Raw genomic sequence first — 20578 nt, 5'->3', positions numbered from 1 at the left:
CGACGGGAACTCCCGTGCGTAACCCCTACCGAGAAATCTTCACCGCGCCCGGTGCCAAGGGATTCTCGGCAGCCGGCTTCATCGCCCGCATGCCCATCTCGATGACCGGCATCGGCATCGTCACCATGCTCTCCGAACTGCGCGGCGAGTACGGCCTCGCGGGCGCCGTGGCCGCCACCTTCGCACTGTCCACCGCGCTGATCGCGCCGCAGATCTCCCGCGTCGTGGACCGCTACGGGCAGAGCCGCGTGCTCGTCCCGGCCACCGCCGTCAGCGTCATCACGCTGGGCGTGCTCCTGCTCTGCGCGCGCTACGACGCCCCCGCCTGGACCCTGTTCGTGTGCGCGATACCCGCCGGCTGCATGCCCAGCATGGGCGCCATGGTCCGCTCCCGCTGGCTGGTCCTGTACCGCGGCTCGCCGCACCTGCACACCGCGTTCTCCTTCGAGTCCGTGGTCGACGAACTGTGCTTCATCCTCGGACCGATCATCGCCGTCCAGCTCTCCGTCTCCGCCTTCCCCGAGGCGGGCCCGCTGGCCGCGATCGCCTTCTTCACCATCGGCGTCCTGCTGTTCACCGTGCAGCGCGGCACCGAGCCCCCGCCGCACCCGCGCACCGCCGGCAGGACCACGTCGGTGATGCGCATCCGCGGCCTCCAGGTGCTCGTGGTCACCCTGATCGCGATCGGCGCCATCTTCGGCACCGTGGACGTGGTCACCATCGCCTTCGCCGAGGAGCACGGCCAACGCGGCTCGGCGAGCTTCGTGTTGGCCACCTACGCGGCCGGCTCCTGCCTGGCCGGGATCGCCTTCGGCGCGTTCAAGTTCGCCTCCCCGCTGCCCCGGATGTTGCTGATCAGCGTCGGCATCACCGCCGTGACCATCCTGCCGCTGCTGCTGGTCGGTAACCTGCCCGCACTCGCGGTGGCCGTGTTCTTCGCGGGCATGTCGATCTCGCCCACCATGATCCTGACCGTCAGCCTGGTCGAACGCCTGGTCCCGCCGGCGCGGTTGACCGAGGGGATGACCTGGACCACCACCGGCATCGGCATCGGCGTCGCGGCCGGCTCCTCGCTGTCCGGCCTGATCGTGGACCACTTCGGGACCCGGGCCGGCTTCGGCGTCGCCGTCGGCGCGGCCCTGCTCGCTGCCTCGATGGCCCTCGGTGGATACCGTGTGCTGCGCCGGACCGCGCCGCGCGCGGGCGGGACCACCGTCGCGGTCGGCGGCCCGCCGACCGGCGCCACCCCCGTACGAGAAGGTGAATCCCACTGATCGAGGAAGCCGTCGACGGCCGCCGGGCCAAGGGCGAACGCCGCCGCCGGGCGCTGATCGAGGCCACCCTGCGGGTGGTCGAACGAGACGGCGCGGCCGGCGTCAGCCACCGCACCGTCTCGCGCGAGGCGGGCCTGCCCACCAGCGCCTCCACGTACTACTTCGACGGCGTCGACGACCTGCTCACCGCCGCGCTCACCTCGTGCATGACCGCGGACGCGATCCACGTGCGCTCGATCGCCGCCGCCCCCGGCGACACCCGGCGCGCGTTGGCCGAACACCTGAACCACATCTGCACGTCGCCGGGCCTGCTGGTCGCCGAGTACGAGCTGTTCCTGCTCGCCGCGCGGCGACCGGAGTTGCGCGAGTCCACCGACCACTGGATGGCCGCGGTCACCGACTTCGCGCTGCGCTTCACCACCGACGCGGTCCGGGTCCGGGTGTTCGTCGGCGCACTGGACGGGCTGCTCATCCAGGCCCTGCTCACCGACGCGCCGCCCAGCACCGACGAGTGGGAGGCGATGATCCGCGACCTGTTGCCCGGGCCGTGCCTGGCACCGCCCACACCCTCGGGGTCCTCGGCACCCTCCGCGCCGTCGACCCCCTCGGCGCCGGAACACACCGAGTAGGCGTGGCACGTTCCGGTTGGGCCAGAATCGGGGCATGTCCCGACGCACCCCGCGGCCCCGACCTGACGCCGTCACCGCCGCCTCGCCCTGCCCCTGCGGCCTGCCCGACACCTACGGCGCGTGTTGCGGCGCGCGGCACGCCGGCTCCCCCGCGCCCACCGCCGAGGCGCTGATGCGCTCGCGCTACAGCGCGTTCGCCGTGCGCGACGCGGCCTATCTGCTGCGCACGTGGCACCCCGACACCCGGCCGGAGCGCCTCGACCTGGACGAGCGCACCCGCTGGCTGGGCCTGGAGGTGCTCGCGAGCACCGACGGCGGGCCGTTCCACCAGGAGGGCACCGTGGAGTTCATCGCGACCTACCTCGAGCGCGGCCGGCAGGACACGCTGCGCGAACACAGCCGGTTCGTCCGGTACGACGGCGCCTGGGTCTACGTCGGCCCCTTGCCTCGCTGACGAACGGTCAGACGCCGACCAGCCGGCTTTCGATCCGCACCGACGCGGACAGGTCGCGCAGTCGCTTGGCCAGGTCCTCGCCCGCCTCGTGCAACGCGTCCAGGGTCATCGGCTCCAGCCGCTCGAACAGGAACAGCGCGTCGGTGGTGTGCTCGGTGATCCGGGTGCGCACACACTGGCGCCAGTTCCATCGACGGCACGTGACGCCCTCGTCGTCGCACCACACCACCTCGCCCGGCGCGGGGTGGTCGATCGCGGGGACCCCGGCCTCCAGGACCTCGAACGGCTCGGTGCCCTCGGCCCGGATCAGCCGGGCCGCGCCGCGATAACGCGACAGGTCCTCGCCGCCGACCGGCAACACGTGCCGCACCGAGACCGCGTTGTACAGGTCGACCAGGCGGTTGACCTCGGGCAGCCCGCCGCGCCGCATCAGCGCCTCCACCGAGCAGCGGGTGCGCTGCGGCTTGGCGCCGAAGGCACGGTACGCCTGTCGCCACGCGGCCACGTTCGGATGTTCCTCGGGCGGGGTGGTGGGCAGCGACAGGGTCGCCTCGGCCAGCGCGGCGCGGGAGCCGTCGTCGCTGGGGCCGCCCGGCAGTCCGGTGGCGACCAGGGCGAGCACGACCGCGTCGGGGCGCAGCGCGTGCACGGCCGGGTCGATGGTGATGGACGTGAGCACGTTCGGGTTCTCCTCCGCGACAGGGCGACCGGTCGAGCCGCGGTCCACTACAGTAGACCGCATGGAGCAGAATAATGACCTGTTGGCCGATCCCGGTCAACCCGCGGTCAGCCGCGCGATCGCGGCCAACGTCCGGGCCGCCCGCACCGCGCGCGGCTGGTCGCTGGAGGCGCTCGCGGCGCGCAGCGGCCTGAGCAAGGGTGCCCTGGTGGGTGTCGAGCAGGGCCGGGGCAACCCGGGCGTGCTCACCCTGGCCCGGATCGCCGACGCGCTCGGCCTGCCGCTGACCGGCCTGGTCGACGGGGCGCCGGCGCCGGTCGTCGAGGTGGTCCCGGCAGGCGGCGGAACCCGGCTGTGGCAGGGCGAACACGGCGGCCACGGCGACCTGTTGATCGGCAGCGACCCGCCCGTCCCGGCCGAGCTGTGGCGCTGGACGCTGGCTCCCGGCGACGCGCACGTCAGCGCGGCGCACGGCGCGGGCGTCCGCGAACTGGTCACCGTCCTGGACGGCACGCTCACCCTGGAGGTGGCCGGCGAGCGGGTGGACGTCCCGGCCGGCGGGTGCGCCCGCTTCGCGGCCGACCGGCCGCACTCCTACCGCAACGACGGCGCGAGCACCGCCCGGTTCGTCGGCGTCGTGCTCCTGCCGAGCCGGCCCGACATCGGCTGACTCGGGCCCGCTCTCGGCCCGTCCGCCCCCGCCCACCCGCTCCCTGCCCGCTCGCTCTCTGCGGACCCGAGCCGCCCGGCCTCGGCCGACCCCACCTCGGCCGGCCCGGCGGCGGCGTCAACCCCGGCGCTTCCACCGCTCGTCCCGCCGCGAGTTACACCTCGGCCGTGCCCCACTCGCCGACCACCAGTTCGTCGCCCACCGACAACTTGCCCGGGCGCAGCACGGCGAACTTGGCGCCGAAGGCCACCCCGCCCTGAGCCGCGCGGCGGTAGCCGGCGAAGGCGCGCAGCGGTTCGGGGCCCGCCTTGGTCCCGGCGACCTGGTCCACCATCGTGACCGCGCAGCGGATCGCGAGCTTGGCGTAGCCCAGTTCCGCCTCGCCGACGCCGAACCGCCGGAGCCGGTCCTCGGTGTGCGGTTCGGGCCACCCCTGGACCACGACGTTCGGCCGGAAGCGGTTCATCGGCAGCGGCGCCTCGCCCTGCTCGGCCAGTCGCGCGTTGAGCAGGTCGAGCGAGCCGCGGGAGAGCACGTGCAACGGGGAGCTGTCCGCGTATCCGGCGGTGCCCGGGATCGCGCCGTCGGTCACCCGATCGTGCTCCGGCGGCACCCGGACCAGCCGGCTGCCCACGCCGAGCGCGTCCGAGATCCACTCGGCGACCGCGTCCCCCTGGTCGATGCCCCGGAACGGGTTGCCGAACAGGTCCACGTCGCGCCGGGCACCGGCGGTGTCCACGTCGATCGTCACCGGGGCGACGCCGGTCCGGCGCAGGGTGAGGCGTTCACCGGCGGTGTCGATCTCCGGGCGGATCGACGCCAGGAGCGGATCGCGGCGCTGGGTGCGGTAGACGCCGTTCGTGTCGACCACCATGAAGGCGCGGTCGTGGGCGAGTCCGGCGCGGGTCAACAGCGCCCGATCGCACGACGTCCCGGCGCAACCCTTGATCGGGTAGTAGGTGAGTTCGACGACTGTGGCCATCACCCGACCCTATCCACGGCGTGCTCGCCCGGACCCGCCGGCCCACCCCCGCGCGCTCCTCTCGTCGCGCGGCGCGGATCGCTCGCACACAACGGTGGGCGGCGGAATCGACCGCGCCGCTCAGGCGTCCGCCGGGTGCAGTTCCTTCCACACCCGCTGGGCGAACACCGTTGTGCCCGCGTGTGCGTCGGCCTCCTCGGCGGTGGCCAGCCAGCCGACGATCTCGCCGGGGATGTCGGGCGTGGCGGCGGTGAAGTTGGCCTGGAGGTGGCCGCCGGATCCGCGCGCCTTCTGGGATTCGGTGAGCACGAAACCGGGGTCGACGTTGAAGGCGCGCAGCCCGCGCTCGCGATACTCGGCGTGCAGCACGCCGGCGACCCGCCCGAACGCGGCCTTGGACGCGGCGTAGCCGACCCCCCAGCCGCCCGCGCCGGCCGGACCCGGCGGATCGAGTCGGACCGAGCCCGACGTCATGTTCACCACGTGACTGCGCGGGTGCTCCAGCAGGTGCGGCAACAACCTTTGGATCAGCACCAGTTGGTGCAGGTAGTTGCCGACGAGCAGGTTCTGTGCGGCCTCGATCGGCAGATCCGGAATGCGGTCCATCGCGCCGGGGCCTTGGTATATGGCGTTGTTGAAGAGCAGGTCGACGCGTCCCCACGTGTCCAGCGCGGTGTCGCACGCGTCGAGGATGGATTGCCGGTCCATCAGGTCCATCCGGATCGGCAGCGCCCGCCGGCCCAGCGCCTCGATCTCGCCGGCGGTGGTCTCCAGACTGCCGGGGATCGCGAACGGCGTGGGATCGGCGGTGGACGACGTGGGCCCGCCGCGCCCCTCCCCTTCGCGCACGGTACGGGCGGTGAGCACCACGTCGTAGCCGGCGCGGGCGAGGGCGAGGGCGCCGCAACGGCCGATTCCGCGACTGGCACCGGTGACGAAGGCGACGGGAGTGTGCTGAGGCATGCGCCGACCATGCCGGATTACCTTGACAGAATCCAGCAAATCTTCGAATCCGTCGAATCCCGCGGTGGACCGCGCGCGACACGTGCCGAGCAGTGCGCGTCCGGTCTTGTTACCGACGCGTAGCGCTGCTTGACTGCTGGACATGTCGACGCACGAGGTCACCAACCAGGTCCCGGCTCCGACCGCGCGGGACACCGCCGCCGATCCCGCGCTGTACGAGGCGCTGCATCGTGAGGGCGCCGGCTGGGCCGAGGCCGAGGTCCGTGGACTCGGGCTGCGCGCGTGGGAGGAACCGGCCCAGGAGTGGGGCCGGCTGGCCAACGAGCACGAGCCGATCCTGCGCAGCCACGACCGCCACGGGCACCGGATCGACGAGGTCGAGTTCCACCCGGCGTGGCACGAGCTGATGACCGTCGCGGTGGAGCACGGCCTGCACGCGAGCCCGTGGCGCGAGGACCGCCCGGGCGCGCACGTCGCGCGCGCGGCGAAGCTGTACGCGTGGAGCCAGGTCGAGGCGGGCCACATGTGCCCGATCTCGATGACCTACGCCTCGGTGCCGGCGCTCCGCGTGCAGCCGGAACTGGCCGAACTCTACGAGCCGTTGCTGGCCTCGCGCCGCTACGACTTCGGACTGCGCGAGCCGGCCGGCAAGCTCGGGCTGATCGCGGGCATGTCGATGACCGAGAAGCAGGGCGGCTCGGACGTACGCACCAACACCACGCGCGCGGTGCCCTCGGCGGACGGCTCCTACCGGCTGACCGGGCACAAGTGGTTCACCTCCGCGCCGATGTCCGACCTGTTCCTGACCCTGGCCCAGGCCCCGGGCGGACTCTCCTGCTTCCTGGTCCCGCGCGTGTTGCCGGACGGCAGCCGCAACACGTTCCACCTGATGCGCCTCAAGGACAAGCTCGGCAACCGCTCCAACGCGTCGGCGGAGATCGAGTACGAGGGCGCGTACGCCCGCCTGATCGGCGCCGAGGGCCAGGGCGTGCGAACCATCGTCACGATGGTCAACGCCACCCGGCTCGACTGCGTGATCGGGGCCGCGTGCGGGATGCGGGTCGGCGCGGTCAGGGCCGCGCATCACGCGGCGCACCGACGGGCGTTCGGCGCGGCGCTGATCGATCAGCCGCTGATGCGCAACGTACTGGCCGACCTGGTGATCGAGTCCGAGGCCGCGACCACGGTGGCGCTGCGGCTGGCCGGCGCCGGCGATCGGGCGCTGCGCGGGGACGCGGGCGAGGCGGCGTTTCGCCGGATCGCGGTCGCCGTGTCGAAGTACTGGGTGTGCAAGCGCGGCCCGGCGCACGCGGCCGAGGCGCTGGAATGTCTGGGCGGCAACGGCTACGTGGAGGAGTCGGGGCTGCCCCGGCTGTACCGCGAGGCGCCGCTGGTGTCGATCTGGGAGGGCTCGGGCAACGTCGCCGCGCTCGACGCGTTGCGTGCGATGGCCCGCGAACCGGCGTGCGTGGACGCCTTCTTCGCCGAGATCGACTCGGCCGCCGGCGCGGATCACCGACTGGACGAGGCGGTGGCGGCGCTGCGCAAGGAACTGGCCGACCCGAACGAGGCGCAGTTCCGGGCCCGGCGGATCGTCGAATCGATGGCGGTGGTGCTCCAGGGCGCGCTACTGGTGCGCGCGGCGAGCCCGGCTGCCGACGCGTTCTGCGCCACCCGCCTGGCCCGCGAGGGCGGCCACGCGTTCGGCACCCTCCCGGCGGGCACCGACACGGGCGCGTTGTTGTCTCGGGTGCGGGAGGTGTAGGTGCCGCCCCGGGGCTCCGGCCCCCCGCTCCGCACGGAGGAGGCGCCGTTCTAGGCTCCGGTCATGATCAACTCCGTTCGACTCGTGATCTTCGACTGTGACGGCGTCCTGGTGGACAGCGAGCCGATCGCGATCCGCGTACACGTGGCGCTCGGCGCCGAGCACGGCTGGCCGCTCACCCCGGCCGAGGTGGTCGAGCGCTTCGTCGGCCGCTCCTCGGCGGCGATCGCCGAGCAGATCGCCGAGCGCGTCGGAGCGGACACCGCCGCCGAGTGGACACGCGGCTTCGAGAGCCGGCACCGGGTCGAGGTCGACGCCGCGCTGAGCCCGGTCGAGGGCATCGAGTACGCCGTGGACACCCTCGCCGAACTCGGTCTCGCCACGTGCGTGGCGTCCAGCGGCGGCCACGACAAGATGGCGCACACCCTGGGCCGCACCGGGCTGTACGAGCGGTTCGCCGGCCGCATCTTCAGCGCCACCGAGGTCGCCCACGGCAAGCCCGCACCCGACGTTTTCCTGCACGCCGCCCGCCGCATGGGAGTGGCCCCCGAGCACTGCGTCGTGGTCGAGGACAGCGTCAACGGCCTGCTCGCCGCCCGCGCGGCCGGGATGCGCGCCTTCGCCTACACGACGGACCTGATCGCGCCGCACCTCCTGGAGGGTCCGGGCACCACCGTGTTCAAGTCCATGCGCGACCTGCCCGCCCTGATCACCGACCTGGGCTGATCCGTACGTCGATTCGGAGCCGCGTCCCCGTTCGGGGGTTGGGGCCGGGGTCGCTCAGCGAAAGAGCTCGCGCAGGGTGCCGGCCACCTGTGCGGGCGCCTCCTCGGCCATGAAGTGTCCGCACGACATCGTGGTGTGCCGCAGGTCCGGCGCCCACGCCCGCCAGCGCGCCGCCGCGTCGAAGCCCAACGCGGCACCCCAGTCCTGCTGGAGTACGGCCACCGGCATCCGCAGCCGATTCCCCGCCCGCCGATCCGCCTCGTCGTGTTCGACGTCGATCAGCGCCGACGCGCGGTAGTCGGCCACGATCGAGGGGATCGCCTCCCGCGAGGCCCGCAGGTAGGCGGCCCGGACGTCGGCCGGAATCGCCGCCGGATCGTTGCTCCACAGGTCCAGGAAGTGGCCGAAGAAGGCGTCCGGGCTGCCGGCGATCAACTGCTCCGGGAGCCCGACCGGCTGCGCCATCAGATAAAGGTGGAAGCCGACGGCGGCCGAGGTGCCGTGCAGGACGTCCCACATGTCCAGGGTCGGCAGTACGTCCAACGACGCCAATCGGCGGACCGCGCCCGGGTGGTCGAGCCCGGTCCGGAACGCGACCAGCGCACCTCGATCGTGGCCGGCCAGCGCGAACCGCTCGTGGCCCAGGGCGCGGGCGAGCGTCACCACGTCCGCGGCCATCGTGCGCTTGGCGTAGGTCAGCCCGTCCCGGTCCACCGGCTTGTCGCTGTCGCCGTAGCCGCGCAGGTCCGGACAGATGACCGTGTGGTCGGCGGCCAGGTCTGCCGCGACATGCCGCCACATCAGATGGGTCTGCGGAAAGCCGTGCAACAGCACGACCGGGCGGCCCGACCCGCCCACGGCGACGTTGAGCGCGACGCCGTCGTCGACGGCCACCCGGCGGTAGTCGAAATCGGGAATCCTGAGGGTCATCGGTCTTCCTTCGGTGGGCGTGCCGACCGAGTCGGCACGGCGGATCTTGGACGGCTTCAGCCTGCGGCCCGCGGATCAGCGATCGATGAGCACCCGATGAGCGACATCGGCGCGACCGCCGCCGGCGGCATCGGACCCGACCCCGATCCGGCGTCCACGACGCGCCTGGCACCCGCGCCGAGCAGGGTGTTCGCCGGCTCCGGGATAGGTTGGCCGGGATCGGGCGGGACCGGAGAAGGGTGTGGCGTGACGTCGTCGGTGCGCTTCGTCGTACTCGGCCCGGTGACCGCCGAGGACGCGCACGCACCGGTGAACCTCAAGGGCCCCCGACATCGCGCGGTACTGGCCCGGCTGCTGATCGCCCGCGGCCGGGTCGTGCCGGTCGACCGGCTCGTCGACGACCTGTGGACGGACCCGCCGGCGAGCGCCGTGGCCACCATCCGCACCTTCGTCTCCGCGCTGCGCCGGGCCGTCGAGCCCGACCGGGCCCCGCGCGCACCCGCCGGCCTGCTGGTCACCGCCGGCCCCGGCTACGCGCTGCGGCCCGCCCCCGACGCGGTGGACGCGTGGCGATTCGAGGCGGCCGTACAGGAATGCGGACACCTGCTCGACGCCGACCGGCCGCACCCCGCGCTCACCGGGATCACTGCGGCGCTGGCACTGTGGCGCGGACCCGCCTACGCGGAGTTCGCCGAACAGCCCTGGGCGCTGGGCGAGGTGGCCCGACTCGACGAGCTGCGCCTGCTCGCGGTGGAACGGCGGGCCCGCGCCGCGCTCGCCCTGAACCGGGCCGCCGAGACGGTGCCGGACCTGGAGGCGCATGTCCGGGAACACCCGTGGCGCGAGGATGCCTGGGCCCTGCTCGCGCTGGCGCTGTACCGCACCGGCCGCCGGACCGACGCCCTCGCACTGCTTCGCCGAACCCGCCGGGCACTCGCCACCGAACTGGGCCTGACCGTGAGCCCCGACCTGCGCCGACTGGAAACCGACATCCTCCGCCAGGCACCACACCTGAACCGCACGACCCGCCTCCCGTACAGCCGAGCCGCACGGCCGACACACCCGACACCACCGACACACCCACCCGCCGAACACACCTCGGCCGACCAACCACAGCCGCACCCGATCGAGACCCCGGCACCACCCGCGCACCCACCCCACGACCCCACCATCGGCAACCCGCCGCACTCCCACGCCACCGAGAGCCCCGCACCACCCGCGCACTCGCCCGACCAACGCACCTCGGCCGACCAACCACACCCGCACCCGATCGAGACCCCGGCACCGCCCGCGCACTCGCCCGACGAACCCACCATCGGCAACCCGCCGCGCCCGCACCCCGCCGAGAGTCCGGCACCACACCCGACACCGCCCGCGCACTCACCCGACGAGCACAATCCCGGCAATGACCGGCCGCGTTCGTACACCACCGGGACCCCGGCACCGCCCGCGCACTCGCCCGACGAACCCACCCCCGGCGACCCGCCGGCGCAGCCGCACGGCCCGCCACCGCGCGTCACGCCGCCCTCGTCGCCCCCGTGTCCCACCGGCGACCGGAAGCCGCGCACCACACCGCCCGCAGGCGCGGCGACGGTCCGGGACGCACGTCCTGCCCCCGACCCGAACGGCCGTCCCGCCCGCGCCGGCGTACCCGCACCCGTACCCGCGCCTCCGGCCATCACGGGCGCGCCGTCGCCCGACGCGCTCTTCGTGGGTCGGGGCGCCGAGCTGCACCGGCTCGCCGCGACCGCCGAATCCGTCGCGGCGCGCCGCCGGCTCCGGCCGGCGCTGATCTCCGGTGAGGCCGGCGCGGGCAAGACCGCGCTGGCCCAGGCGCTGACCCGGCACCTGGCCGAGCGCGGCTGGACCACGGCGTGGGGGCGGAGCGCGGAGTACGCCGACGCGCCCGCCGCCTGGCCGTGGATCGAGATCGGCACCGAACTCGCCGAGGCCGGCCACCCGTTCGGCCCGTCGCACACCGAGGCCGGTCACCCGCCCCACCCGTCGCGCGCCGAAACCGGCCGCCCGTTCGACCCGCGCGCCGCCGACCCCGATTCGGATCGGCCGCCCACCGATCCGGCCGCCGCCCGGTTCCACCGCTACCTGGCGCTGGTGGCGCACCTGTCCGAGGTGGCCGCGCACGGGCCGCTCCTGCTGGTTCTCGACGACCTGCACTGGGCCGGCGAGCAGACCCTCGCCGCGCTCACCGCGCTGACCGCACACCCCCTCGACCGCCCGGTGCTGGTGCTGGGCACCTACCGGGACACCGAGGTCTCCACCGCACTCGCGCACGCCCTCGGCCGGATCGCGCGCGCCGAGCCGATCCGGGTCGAACTGGCCGGGCTGCCCGAACCGCACGTTCGCGAGCTGGTCCGGGCCGCCGCCGGTCGGGATGTGGACGACCCGACCGCGCGCGCGATCCACCGGCGCACCGCGGGCAATCCGTTCTTCGTCCGCGAACTTGCCCGGCTGCTCGCCGACTCCGATGCGCACGCCGACGCGCTCGCAGACGTCCCGGTGGGCGTGCGGGACGTGATCCGGCATCGGCTGGCCGGTCTGCCCGAGGCGTCCCGCGCGGTGCTCCGGCACGCCGCCGTGCTCGGCCTGGACGTCGACCTGGACCTGTTGATCGCACTGACCGGCGACGAGGAGGCCACGCTGGACGCGGTCGAGTTCGCGCTGCCGGCCGGTTTCCTGCTCGACGCGGGCCCGGACCGGGTGCGTTTCGCGCACGCCCTGGTTCGCGACACGCTGTACGCCGACCTGCCGCGCGCCCGCCGCGCCCGCCGGCACGCCGCCGCCGCACACGCCCTGGAACGCCTGCGCCCCGAGGATGTCGACGCGCTCGCCCACCATTTCGTTCGGGCCGAGGGCCGGGTGCCGGCCGAACGCACCGCGTACTACGCCCGGGCCGCCGCCGAACGGGCCGAACGGCGGTTCGCTCCGCACGAGGCGGCCCGGTGGTGGCGCGCGGCGGTCGACGCGTGGGATCACGCCTCGGCCGAGGCCGGTTCCACCGCCGACCGCCTCCGGGCCCGACTGGACGCGGTGATGGGCCTGGTCCGGGCGCTGGCTTTCGCGGGCGAGTTGGGCGCGGCCCGCCGGCATCGGGACCAAGCCGTCGCCGCCGCCGAGGAATTGGGGGACGCGCCGCGGACCGCACGGGTGATCGGCGCCTTCGACGTGCCGGCGATCTGGCCCCGCACCGACGATCCGGAATCGGCCCGCCGTATCGTCGTGGCCACCGAACGCACCCTGGCCGCACTGCCTCCCGACGCGGACGAGGCACGCGGCCGGCTGCTGAGCACGCTCGCCCTGGAGCTGCGCGGCGCCACCGGCGACCGGGGTCGGGACGCGGCCCGCGAGGCGGAGGCGATCGCGCGCCGCGTCGACGACCCGGCCCTGCTCGCCTTCGCGCTGGACGGCCGCTTCCTGCACACCTTCGAACGGGCCGGCCTCGCGGCCCAACGCGCGGCGATCGGTGCCGAGTTGCTCGACCTCGCACACCGTCGGCAACTGCCGGCGTTCGAGGTGCTCGCCCATCTGATCCTGCTCCAGGCACACACCGCCCGGGCCGACTTCGCCGCCGCCGACCGGCACGCCGCGTCGGTCGACCACATCGCCGAGCGCTACGAGCTCCCCTTGGTGTCCGTGTTCACCGACGGCTACGCCGCGCTGCGGCTGACCGTCGCGAACCGCCCGGGGGCGGCGGCCGCGTACCGGAAGCTCGCGGCCCGGCTGCCGGGGACCGGAATGCTCGGAATGGCGGATGGCTTCCTGCCGTTCGCGCTCGCCTGCCTGCGAGTCCAGGCCGATCGCCCGGTCGAGCCGACACCGGAGGTCGCGCCCGGCCCGGACACGCCGTGGATCCGCCCCCTCGAACTGCTCGCGGCCGGGCACCGGGACGCGGCGGCCGAGGCGTTCCGGCGGCTCCCCGAGTCACCGCGCGACCTGCTCCTGGAGGCCCGTCTGTGCCTGGCCGCCCGGGCCGCCGTCGCGCTCGACGATCGGCCCGCGATGGCCCTGATCCACGCCGCGCTGCTGCCCGCGGCGGCCGAACTGGCGGGCGCGGGCAGTGGGTTGCTCACCCTGGGACCCGTCGCCCGACACCTGGGCGACCTGTGCGCCGCGACCGGCCGCCCCGCCGAGGCCCGCGAACACTACCGACGGGCGCTGGACCTGGCCCACCACGTCGCGGCACCACACTGGATCACCGCGATCCGGGCCGCCCTGACCGAATCCGGCGACGACCGGATCGGTCCCGCAACCCGGGCAGACCCCGAGCCCTAGACGTCGTCCGACGCCACGACCCGCGCGACCACGTCGATCGCCCGCTCGGACGGCACGCCCAGCGCCACCAGCGAGGCCACCGCCTGGTCCGCCGCCGTCACCCGCATGTCCTCGTTGACCCCCTGGAGCAGCGCGACACACATGCCCTCCAGCGCGAGCGCCAGCACCGGCGCGGGCAGGTGGTCGGCGAACACGCCCGCCCGCTGTCCGGCGGTGATCAGCGCGATCGAGCGTTCCCGTACCGGAGCCAGCATCGCCGGAATCCCGCCGTCGCCCAGATTGCGTTGGGCGAAGCTGATCAGCAGCCGGTATCGATCGCCGCCGCGCCACGCGGCAAGGGCGAACCGGGCCAGCGCCTGATCCGGCGAGTCCTCGCTCCGCGTCGCGTCCTCGACCGCGCCCAGGATGTCCCGGCGGGCCTCCTCGGCCAGCCCCGCGACCAGTGCCTCGCGGCTGGGGAAGTGCCCGTACACCGTGCGCCGCACCACGCCCGCAGCCCGCGCGATGTCGTCCATCGACGCGTCCGCGTCACGGATCAGTTCGGTCCTGGCCACCGCGAGGATGCGCTCCCGGTTGGACTGCGCGTTGCGCCGACGCGGCGGTGCGGCGGACCCGGCCTCCTCGTGGCCGGCTCCGGCCGGAGCCGGCTCGGCTCCCGGTTTCGTCTGCATCGCGCGTTCCTCTCTGGGGTGACCTGGAGCCTGCCAGAAATCCGCACTCAACGGCAGCGACGCGACACACCGAAGCGGTGTGGCGGCGAATCGTCGGATTCACCCCGACTCGTTCCTTCATATTTGCACAGCACTGTGCAATCAACTAAGTTGCACATCGTTGTGCAAATACCGCGGCTGCGCCGGCCGCCTGCTCCGAAAGGCGTTCCGATGTCCGTATTCGCCACCACGCCGGTCGACCGGATGGAACGGCCGTACTCACGCCGCTGGTGGGCCCTGGGCGTGCTGTGCCTGAGCCTGCTGATCATCGTCATGGCCAACACGTCGCTGATCGTGGCCGCTCCCGACATGACCCGCGACCTGGGCCTGTCCGGGCGCGACCTGCAATGGGTGATCGACGCCTACACCGTGCCGTACGCGGCGTTGATGCTGATCCTGGGCGCGATCGGCGACAAGTACAGCCGGCGCGGCGCGCTGATCACCGGCCTGGTGATCTTCGCCGCGGGCTCGGTCGGCGGTTCCCTGGTGCACTCGACCTCGGGCGTGATCATCGCCCGCGCGGTGATGGGCCTGGGCGCCGCGGTGATCATGCCCGCGACGTTGTCCCTGCTGGTCGCCTCCTTCCCGCGCGGCGAGCGGGCCAAGGCGATCACCGCGTGGACCGCGACCTCGGGTCTGGCCATCGCACTCGGCCCGCTGCTCGCGGGTTGGCTGCTGGAGAGCCACGCGTGGGGCTCCACATTCCTGATCAACGTGCCGGTCGCGCTGATCGCCGTGGTCGCCGCCCTGTTCGTGGTCCCGCCGTCGAAGGCGCACGACTACGGCCGACTCGACCTGGTCGGCGGCGCGCTCTCGATCGCGACGCTGGGCTCGCTGGTGTACGCGATCATCGAGGGCCCGCACTTCGGCTGGGGCACCGGCCCGGTGACCGCGCTGGTCGTCTTCGTGATCGGTCTGGGCGCGTTCATCGCCTGGGAACTGCGGCACCCGCGCCCGATCTTCGACCTGCGCAAGTTCGGCGAGCGGGTGTTCTCCGGCTCGATGCTCGCCGTCCTGCTGTTCTTCCTGGGCACCTTCGGCGCGATCTACTTCCTCACCCAGCACCTCCAGTTCGTGCTCGGGTACACCCCGCTGGAGACCGGTGTGCGACTGCTCCCGCTGGCCGGCGCGGTGTGCCTGGGCGCGATCGCCACCGGGCAACTCACCCCTCGGCTGGGCATGCGCGTGACGGTGACCACCGGCATGGCGCTGGGCACGGTCGGCGTACTGCTGATGACGCGCGTCTCGGACGGCTCGGGCTACGGCGACTTCCTCGCCCCGCTGCTGCTGCTCGGCGTCGCGATCGGCCTGAGCGTGTCGCCCTGCACGGAGGCGATCATGGGCTCGTTCCCGGAGAACGAACTGGGCGCGGGCGGCGGCGTCAACGACACCGCGGTGGAACTGGGCGGCGCGCTGGGCATCGCGATCCTGGGCTCGGTGCTGGCCACCTCGTACGAGTCGGAGCTGACCGAGGCCGTCGACGGCAAGCTGCCCCCGGCCGCGATGGACGTGGCCACGGACTCGATCGGCGGCGCGCTCGCCGCGGCCGAGCAGGTCGGCCGCGTCGCGGGTCCGCAGCAGGCACAGGCGCTGGTCCAGGCCGCCGACCACGCGTTCACCCAGGCGGTCGCGCACACCAGCCTGGTCGGCGGCATCGTGCTCGCCGCGGGCACCGTCCTGGTCGGTCTGATCCTGCCGAACCGGGCCCGCACCCAGGCCGCGCGCGCGGACGTGACGGACGCGGGTGTCGACACGCCGGAGCGGGAGAAGGAGTCGATGGGCTGAGTCGGCGGCACACCGGACAAGGGCGGTCGACCTCGCGTCGGCCGCCCTTCGGCTGTCCCGGGTCCGCGGTCTCGGACCGCCTCAGCCCCTGGGCAGGGTCCGTACCGCGCGGCCGACCCACGCCTCGAAGCGCTGCCACTCGACGAGTTCCTCGCGGGTCTTGGGCTCCGGCCAGTCCAGCAGCGCGTCGCCCGCGTCGAGCAGATCCCAGTAGGGGTGGTGGTCGTCGGTCCGACCGGACGCCTCGGCGTACGCGGGCAGGAACTCCTCGGCGACGGCCACCCCGTGGCTCAGCGCCAGGTTGAGCCGGATCCGGGCCAGGTCGATGCCGCGCGGACCGACGCAGCCGGTGGTCCAGTCCACGACGCCGCCGATCCGCTCGCCCACCCAGAGGAGTTGCTGGGCGTGGAAGTCGCGGTGGATGAAACCCGTTGCTGCGTACGGGGGTTCCTCGGCCAGCGCGTCGAGCATGCGCCGCCACACGTGCGGGCGGGTGGTCCAGGTCGGCACGGTCCGCGCGCCGTCGACCGCCGGGTCGTAGTAGGGCGCGTACTCCGCCGAACCCGCGTCGCCCGGGTCCACCGCGTGGATGGTCGCCAGCAACTCGGCGGCGTGCCGGAGCAGTACGGCCGGGTCGGCGGGCGGCTCCGGTGCGCCGGGAACGCGCGTGGTCAGCAGCGCCGGAGCCGGGCCCTCGAGTCGGGCCGCGATCAACTCCGGTGCGGGGACCGGGGTATCGGCGAGCAATCGCAGCACCCGAGCCTCCTGCTCCGGTCGGTACCACGGGTCCGCGGTCAATCGCTCCGCATTGTGGAAGACCCGCAGAACCAGGTCGCCGACGCCGTACAGCCGGTTGGCGCCTTCGCCCATGGGCTCGATCGGGACGTCGCCGACGAGTTCGCGCACCCAGACGAGGGTCTCGGCGTTCGGCATGGGCACGGGCACGGGCGGGGCTCCTGTTCGTCGGGGTCGGCCGCGCGTCCGGCCGAGCCCGGCATCGCGACCCCGACCCGCCGCGCGCGGCGATCCGCGGACAAGCCTGCCAGGCCGACCGCCGAGCTTGAATTTCACACACGTTGACTTTAAGCACACGCACTTGCCAGGATGACTTAGGCAAGCCTTACTTCGTTTCGATTCCCGGGGGTGGCGGCGTGGCCGACGCACGCGCAGATACCGCGAGTACAACGGATCCGACCGACCCGACGGGGGCCGCCGACGGCTCGCGCGTGGTGCTGTTCCTGGTCACCGTGGCCTCGGTGCTGCTGGTCGTGGACATCACGATGGTGTCGGTGGGCCTGCCCCGGATCCAGGACGACCTGAACGGGTCGCTGGCCGGCCTCCAGTGGGTGATCGTCGCCTACTCGCTCACCTTCGGCGCGTTCCTCCAGACCGCCGGCAGCGTGTCCGACCGGATCGGCCGGCGTCCGGTCTTCCTGACCGGCATCGCGCTGTTCACGCTGTCCTCGCTCGCCTGCGGGCTGGCCCCGAACGTCCTGGTCCTGGACGCCTTTCGCGGCGTCCAGGGCATCGGCGCGGCGATGCTCCTGGCCACCGGCCTGCCGCTGATCGCAAACGCGTACCAGGGGCAGCGACGCAACATGGCCATCGCCACCTGGGGTTCCACACTCGGCGCCTGTGCGGCGGTGGCCCCGCTGCTCGGCGGCGTGCTGGTGGACGTGGCGAACTGGCGGTGGATGTTCCTGGTCAACGTCCCGATCGGGATCGGCGCGTTCGCGCTCGCCGCGACCCGGCTGCCCCGGGACCGGCCCGCACCGTCGGCCGGTCGCATCGACTGGGTGGGCGCGGCGACCCTGGTGGCCATGTGGGGCCTGCTCAACCTGACCGTCACCCGCGGCGCCGAACAGGGCTGGACCCACCCGCTGACGGTGGGTGGATTCGCGGCGGCCGCACTGCTGTCGACCGCCTTCGTAACGATCGAGCGGCGCGTGCCCGCGCCGATGCTGGACCTGGCCCTGTTCCGCATCCCGACCTTCGTCGGCGCGCTGTCCATCTCGTTCCTGTCCCGGTTCGTGACGGTCGGCTCGTCGGTGTACTTCCTGCTCTACTTCCAGGGCGCGCTGGGCCTGAGCCCGCTGTCCTCCGGCCTGCTCCTGCTGCCGATCTTCATCCCGCAGTTGTGCCTGGGCCTGGTCGCCGGGCGTCTGCAAAGCCGGCTCGCCGCCGCGCACATCATCGCGGCGGGCTTCGCCACGCTCGCGCTGGGCGCGTTGCTGATGGGCCTGAGCTTCTCCCCCGACGCGTCCTGGCCGGACTTCCTGCCGGGACTGCTGGTGTGGGGCGTGGGCAGCGGCCTCGCGTCGAGTCCGGTGATGTCGATCGCGGTGAACACGGTGCCGGCCGAGCGGGCCGGCATGGCGTCCGGAACGGCGAACGGGCTGTTCCCGATCGGCGCGGCGGTGGGGATCGCGGTGCTGGGCGTGCCGTTCGCCGCCCGGTTCGACGCGGTGGTCGGCGCGCGGGCCGGGGTCCCGGACGCGGTCCGCGAACGGATCGTGGCCGCCGCGCGGAACGGCGACGCGGACCGGGTCCGGGATCTGACGCCGGCCCGGGGCGGCGAGGCGGTGACCGGGGCGATCGAGCACGCGTACGCGGCGGGCGCCTCGGTGGTGATGTACGGCGTCGCGGCGCTCGCCCTGGCCACCGCCGCCGTCGCACTGATCCTGGTCCGCCAACGCGACCTGGTCCCCCGGGATGCCCCGGCGTGACGCGGGTCGCCGATCGGCCCGGCCTATCCTGGGCGTCATGTCCACCGGCCCCACCCGCAAGCGCCCCACCCATCGCGGCGGTCGACCGACCCTGACCCGTGAGGGCATCGGCCGAGCCGCGCTGGAGTTGGTCGCGCGCGACGGCGGGGCGGAACTGACCATGCGCTCGCTCGCCGCGCACCTGGGCGTGTCGCCGCGCGCGCTGTACAACTACGCGACGGACCGCCGGGCCGTACTCGAACTGGCCGCGCTGGCCTGGCAGTCGGACTGGCTGGTACCCGAACTGGACCCGGCCCGCCCGGCCGAGAGCGTGCGCGAGCTGTGCGCGGGGATGCGCGCGTGGTATCGCCGACACCCGCGCGCGGTGACCATCGCGGTGGACGAGAACCTGACCGCCGCGATCCACCCACGCACACTGCGCAACAACGAGGCGATCCTGACCTTCCTGGTCGCGATCGGCCTGGACCTGGTCACCGCGAACCGGATCTTCCGCGAACTGGTGCTGCGGGTCGCGGCGTTCGTGCGGCTCAACGACGCCTGGCACGACGCTCCGCCCGCCGACCTCGACCCCGAGACCTGGGACGCCGCCCCCGCCGCGTGGTTGCCCCCGGGCCCGGCCGCGAGCGCCGAACTGCCCACCACGGGCCGGATCGCCGCGTCGGTCCCGGTGGATTCGATCGACGAACAGTTCGCCTTCACGGTGGACCTGCTGATCGCGAGCATCCAGGCACTGATCCACCGACCGGGCACACCGGTGGACCGGGCGGGCGAACCGACCGGCTGAGCCCGAGCCCGCCGGACGGCGCCGAGGCCCGGGGCGGGACCGGGCCTGGACGGGACGGGCCGTGGGCAGGGACGAGCCGCGGACGCGACCGGCCCGTGCACGGGGCAGGGCCTCGGGCGGAACCTAAGCCGAGAGCACGTCCGGGTCCGGGATCGCGCACGCCGTCGCGACCTCGTCCAGGGACAGGCCCAGTTCGAGGGCGAGCGCGGCGATCGTGAAGAACGCCGGTGTGGGCGCGCGGCCGGTCTCGATCTTGCGCAGCGTTTCCGGCGACAGACCCGCCGCGATGGCGACGTGGCCGATGCTGCGCTCTCCGCGCGCACCGCGCAACAACGCGCCCAGATGCAGGCCGCGCTCGCGCTCCAGTGGGGTCAGTGGGGTTCGGACCATGACCATGATACTAATACCGGTATAAGAATTGGTCGAGGAGGGACCTCGTGGTCGAGATCAAAACCCGAGCCGAAATCGCCGCGATGCGCGAGGCCGGCCGTGTCGTGGCGAATGCCCTGGAGGCGACCCGCAAGGCCGCCGCCATCGGCGTGTCGCTCAAGGAGTTGGACGAGGTCGCACACGCGGTGCTGCGCGAGGCCGGGGCCACGTCCCCGTTCCTGGGCTACAAACCCTGGTCCGCGCCGGTGCCGTTTCCTGGCGTGATCTGCGCGTCGGTCAACGACGTCGTGGTCCACGGCATCCCGACGGACTACCGGCTGCGCGACGGCGACCTGCTGAGCGTCGACTTCGGCGCGACCCTGCGCGGCTGGACCGGCGACGCCGCGATCACCTTCACGGTCGGCACGCCGCGCCCGAGCGACCTCGAACTGATCGCGACGACCCGCCGCGCACTGGAGGCGGGCATCGCGGCGGCCGTCCCGGGCGGTCGGCTCGGCGACATCTCCGCCGCGATCGGCGCGGTCGCCCGCGAGGCCGGCTACGGCATGCCGCAGGACTTGGGCGGCCACGGCATCGGCCGCACGATGCACGAGGACCCGCACGTGCGCAACGAAGGCCGCCCGGGCCGGGGCATGCTCCTGCGCCCGGGTCTGGCCCTGGCCCTGGAACCGATGCTCATCGCCGGGGGCAAGGACCGCTGCTTCACCGCCGAGGACGGCTGGACCATCCACAGCGTCGACGGCAGCCGAGCCGCCCACATCGAACACACCATCGCCATCACCGATTCCGGCCCGGAGATCCTGACCCTCCCCTGACCTCCC

18 protein-coding genes and 1 pseudogene are annotated in these 20578 nt (G+C 73.5%); 12 read left to right on the top strand and 7 right to left on the bottom strand.

Annotated features, from left to right (window positions below; all coding sequences use genetic code 11):
• The first annotated feature begins 14 nt into the window (after positions 1-14).
• The 3 genes from ACZ4FV_RS14105 to ACZ4FV_RS14095 all read left to right on the top strand — a co-directional run bounded on the left by ACZ4FV_RS14105 (position 15) and on the right by ACZ4FV_RS14095 (position 2357).
• A complete protein-coding gene (locus ACZ4FV_RS14105) occupies positions 15-1274 on the top strand; it encodes an MFS transporter (protein WP_395868212.1) in 1260 nt (419 codons plus the stop codon).
• A gap of 74 nt (positions 1275-1348) precedes the next feature.
• The gene (locus ACZ4FV_RS14100) at positions 1349-1903 is read left to right on the top strand and encodes a TetR/AcrR family transcriptional regulator (protein WP_395868214.1); all 555 of its coding nucleotides are present in this window, start codon (positions 1349-1351) and stop codon (positions 1901-1903) included.
• 34 nt (positions 1904-1937) lie between these two features.
• Entirely contained in the window at positions 1938-2357 is a 420-nt protein-coding gene (locus tag ACZ4FV_RS14095; protein ID WP_395868215.1) for a YchJ family protein, read from the top strand.
• Positions 2358-2364: 7 nt separating this feature from the next.
• Here ACZ4FV_RS14095 and ACZ4FV_RS14090 read toward each other — a convergent pair whose 3' ends face one another.
• Entirely contained in the window at positions 2365-3036 is a 672-nt protein-coding gene (locus ACZ4FV_RS14090) for a B3/B4 domain-containing protein (RefSeq protein WP_402230116.1), read from the bottom strand.
• Between the two features lie 61 nt (positions 3037-3097).
• On the opposite strand from ACZ4FV_RS14090, the gene ACZ4FV_RS14085 reads away from it, so the two are divergent.
• Positions 3098-3706 (top strand): helix-turn-helix domain-containing protein, encoded by a 609-nt coding sequence (locus ACZ4FV_RS14085; RefSeq protein WP_402230113.1) that lies wholly within the window; start codon positions 3098-3100, stop codon positions 3704-3706.
• Between the two features lie 154 nt (positions 3707-3860).
• Here the strand turns inward: ACZ4FV_RS14085 and ACZ4FV_RS14080 are convergent, their stop codons facing one another.
• A complete protein-coding gene (locus ACZ4FV_RS14080) occupies positions 3861-4688 on the bottom strand; it encodes an MOSC domain-containing protein (RefSeq protein WP_395868218.1) in 828 nt (275 codons plus the stop codon).
• Positions 4689-4808: 120 nt separating this feature from the next.
• Complete coding sequence (locus ACZ4FV_RS14075; protein ID WP_402230110.1) at positions 4809-5651, bottom strand: SDR family NAD(P)-dependent oxidoreductase; 843 nt, start codon at positions 5649-5651, stop codon at positions 4809-4811.
• 142 nt (positions 5652-5793) lie between these two features.
• Between ACZ4FV_RS14075 and ACZ4FV_RS14070 the strand changes: the two genes are divergently transcribed.
• Both ACZ4FV_RS14070 and ACZ4FV_RS14065 read left to right on the top strand, forming a co-directional pair.
• Positions 5794-7416 carry an acyl-CoA dehydrogenase family protein gene (locus ACZ4FV_RS14070; protein WP_395868222.1) on the top strand — a complete coding sequence of 541 codons (1623 nt, stop codon included), beginning with the start codon at positions 5794-5796 and terminating at the stop codon, positions 7414-7416.
• Positions 7417-7479: 63 nt separating this feature from the next.
• Positions 7480-8142 carry an HAD family hydrolase gene (locus ACZ4FV_RS14065; protein ID WP_395868224.1) on the top strand — a complete coding sequence of 221 codons (663 nt, stop codon included), beginning with the start codon at positions 7480-7482 and terminating at the stop codon, positions 8140-8142.
• 54 nt (positions 8143-8196) lie between these two features.
• On the opposite strand, the gene ACZ4FV_RS14060 is transcribed toward ACZ4FV_RS14065, so the two are convergent.
• Entirely contained in the window at positions 8197-9072 is an 876-nt protein-coding gene (locus tag ACZ4FV_RS14060; protein WP_395868226.1) for an alpha/beta fold hydrolase, read from the bottom strand.
• 258 nt (positions 9073-9330) lie between these two features.
• Here ACZ4FV_RS14060 and ACZ4FV_RS14055 point away from each other — a divergent pair.
• A pseudogene (locus ACZ4FV_RS14055) lies at positions 9331-10086 on the top strand (AfsR/SARP family transcriptional regulator); the annotation flags it as partial.
• Positions 10087-10782: 696 nt separating this feature from the next.
• Positions 10783-13362: an ATP-binding protein gene (locus tag ACZ4FV_RS14050; RefSeq protein WP_402230294.1), complete on the top strand. Its 2580-nt coding sequence runs from the start codon at positions 10783-10785 to the stop codon at positions 13360-13362.
• Here the strand turns inward: ACZ4FV_RS14050 and ACZ4FV_RS14045 are convergent.
• Positions 13359-14033, bottom strand: a complete 675-nt coding sequence (locus tag ACZ4FV_RS14045) for a TetR/AcrR family transcriptional regulator (RefSeq protein ID WP_465322695.1) — start codon at positions 14031-14033, stop codon at positions 13359-13361. The genes ACZ4FV_RS14050 and ACZ4FV_RS14045 overlap by 4 nt on opposite strands.
• Positions 14034-14243: 210 nt before the next feature.
• Between ACZ4FV_RS14045 and ACZ4FV_RS14040 the strand changes: the two genes are divergently transcribed.
• Positions 14244-15857, top strand: coding sequence for an MFS transporter (locus tag ACZ4FV_RS14040; protein WP_465322694.1), 1614 nt, complete (start codon positions 14244-14246; stop codon positions 15855-15857).
• A gap of 81 nt (positions 15858-15938) precedes the next feature.
• On the opposite strand, the gene ACZ4FV_RS14035 is transcribed toward ACZ4FV_RS14040, so the two are convergent.
• On the bottom strand, positions 15939-16802 hold the full coding sequence (locus ACZ4FV_RS14035) for a phosphotransferase family protein (RefSeq protein ID WP_395868231.1): 864 nt from the start codon (positions 16800-16802) through the stop codon (positions 15939-15941).
• 206 nt (positions 16803-17008) lie between these two features.
• Here ACZ4FV_RS14035 and ACZ4FV_RS14030 point away from each other — a divergent pair, with 206 nt between their 5' ends.
• On the top strand, positions 17009-18583 hold the full coding sequence (locus ACZ4FV_RS14030) for an MFS transporter (protein ID WP_402230102.1): 1575 nt from the start codon (positions 17009-17011) through the stop codon (positions 18581-18583).
• A gap of 37 nt (positions 18584-18620) precedes the next feature.
• Positions 18621-19367 (top strand): TetR/AcrR family transcriptional regulator, encoded by a 747-nt coding sequence (locus ACZ4FV_RS14025; protein ID WP_395868234.1) that lies wholly within the window; start codon positions 18621-18623, stop codon positions 19365-19367.
• A gap of 123 nt (positions 19368-19490) precedes the next feature.
• On the opposite strand, the gene ACZ4FV_RS14020 is transcribed toward ACZ4FV_RS14025, so the two are convergent.
• Positions 19491-19757 (bottom strand): helix-turn-helix domain-containing protein, encoded by a 267-nt coding sequence (locus tag ACZ4FV_RS14020; RefSeq protein ID WP_395868235.1) that lies wholly within the window; start codon positions 19755-19757, stop codon positions 19491-19493.
• 47 nt (positions 19758-19804) lie between these two features.
• Here ACZ4FV_RS14020 and map point away from each other — a divergent pair, with 47 nt between their 5' ends.
• On the top strand, positions 19805-20572 hold the full coding sequence (gene map, locus ACZ4FV_RS14015; RefSeq protein ID WP_395868237.1) for a type I methionyl aminopeptidase: 768 nt from the start codon (positions 19805-19807) through the stop codon (positions 20570-20572).
• Positions 20573-20578: the final 6 nt, after the last annotated feature.

Source organism: Embleya sp. NPDC025285 (assembly GCF_055558835.1).
The sequence above is the reverse complement of the archived record's forward strand: the minus strand, read 5'-3'. Positions and strand labels throughout refer to the sequence as shown.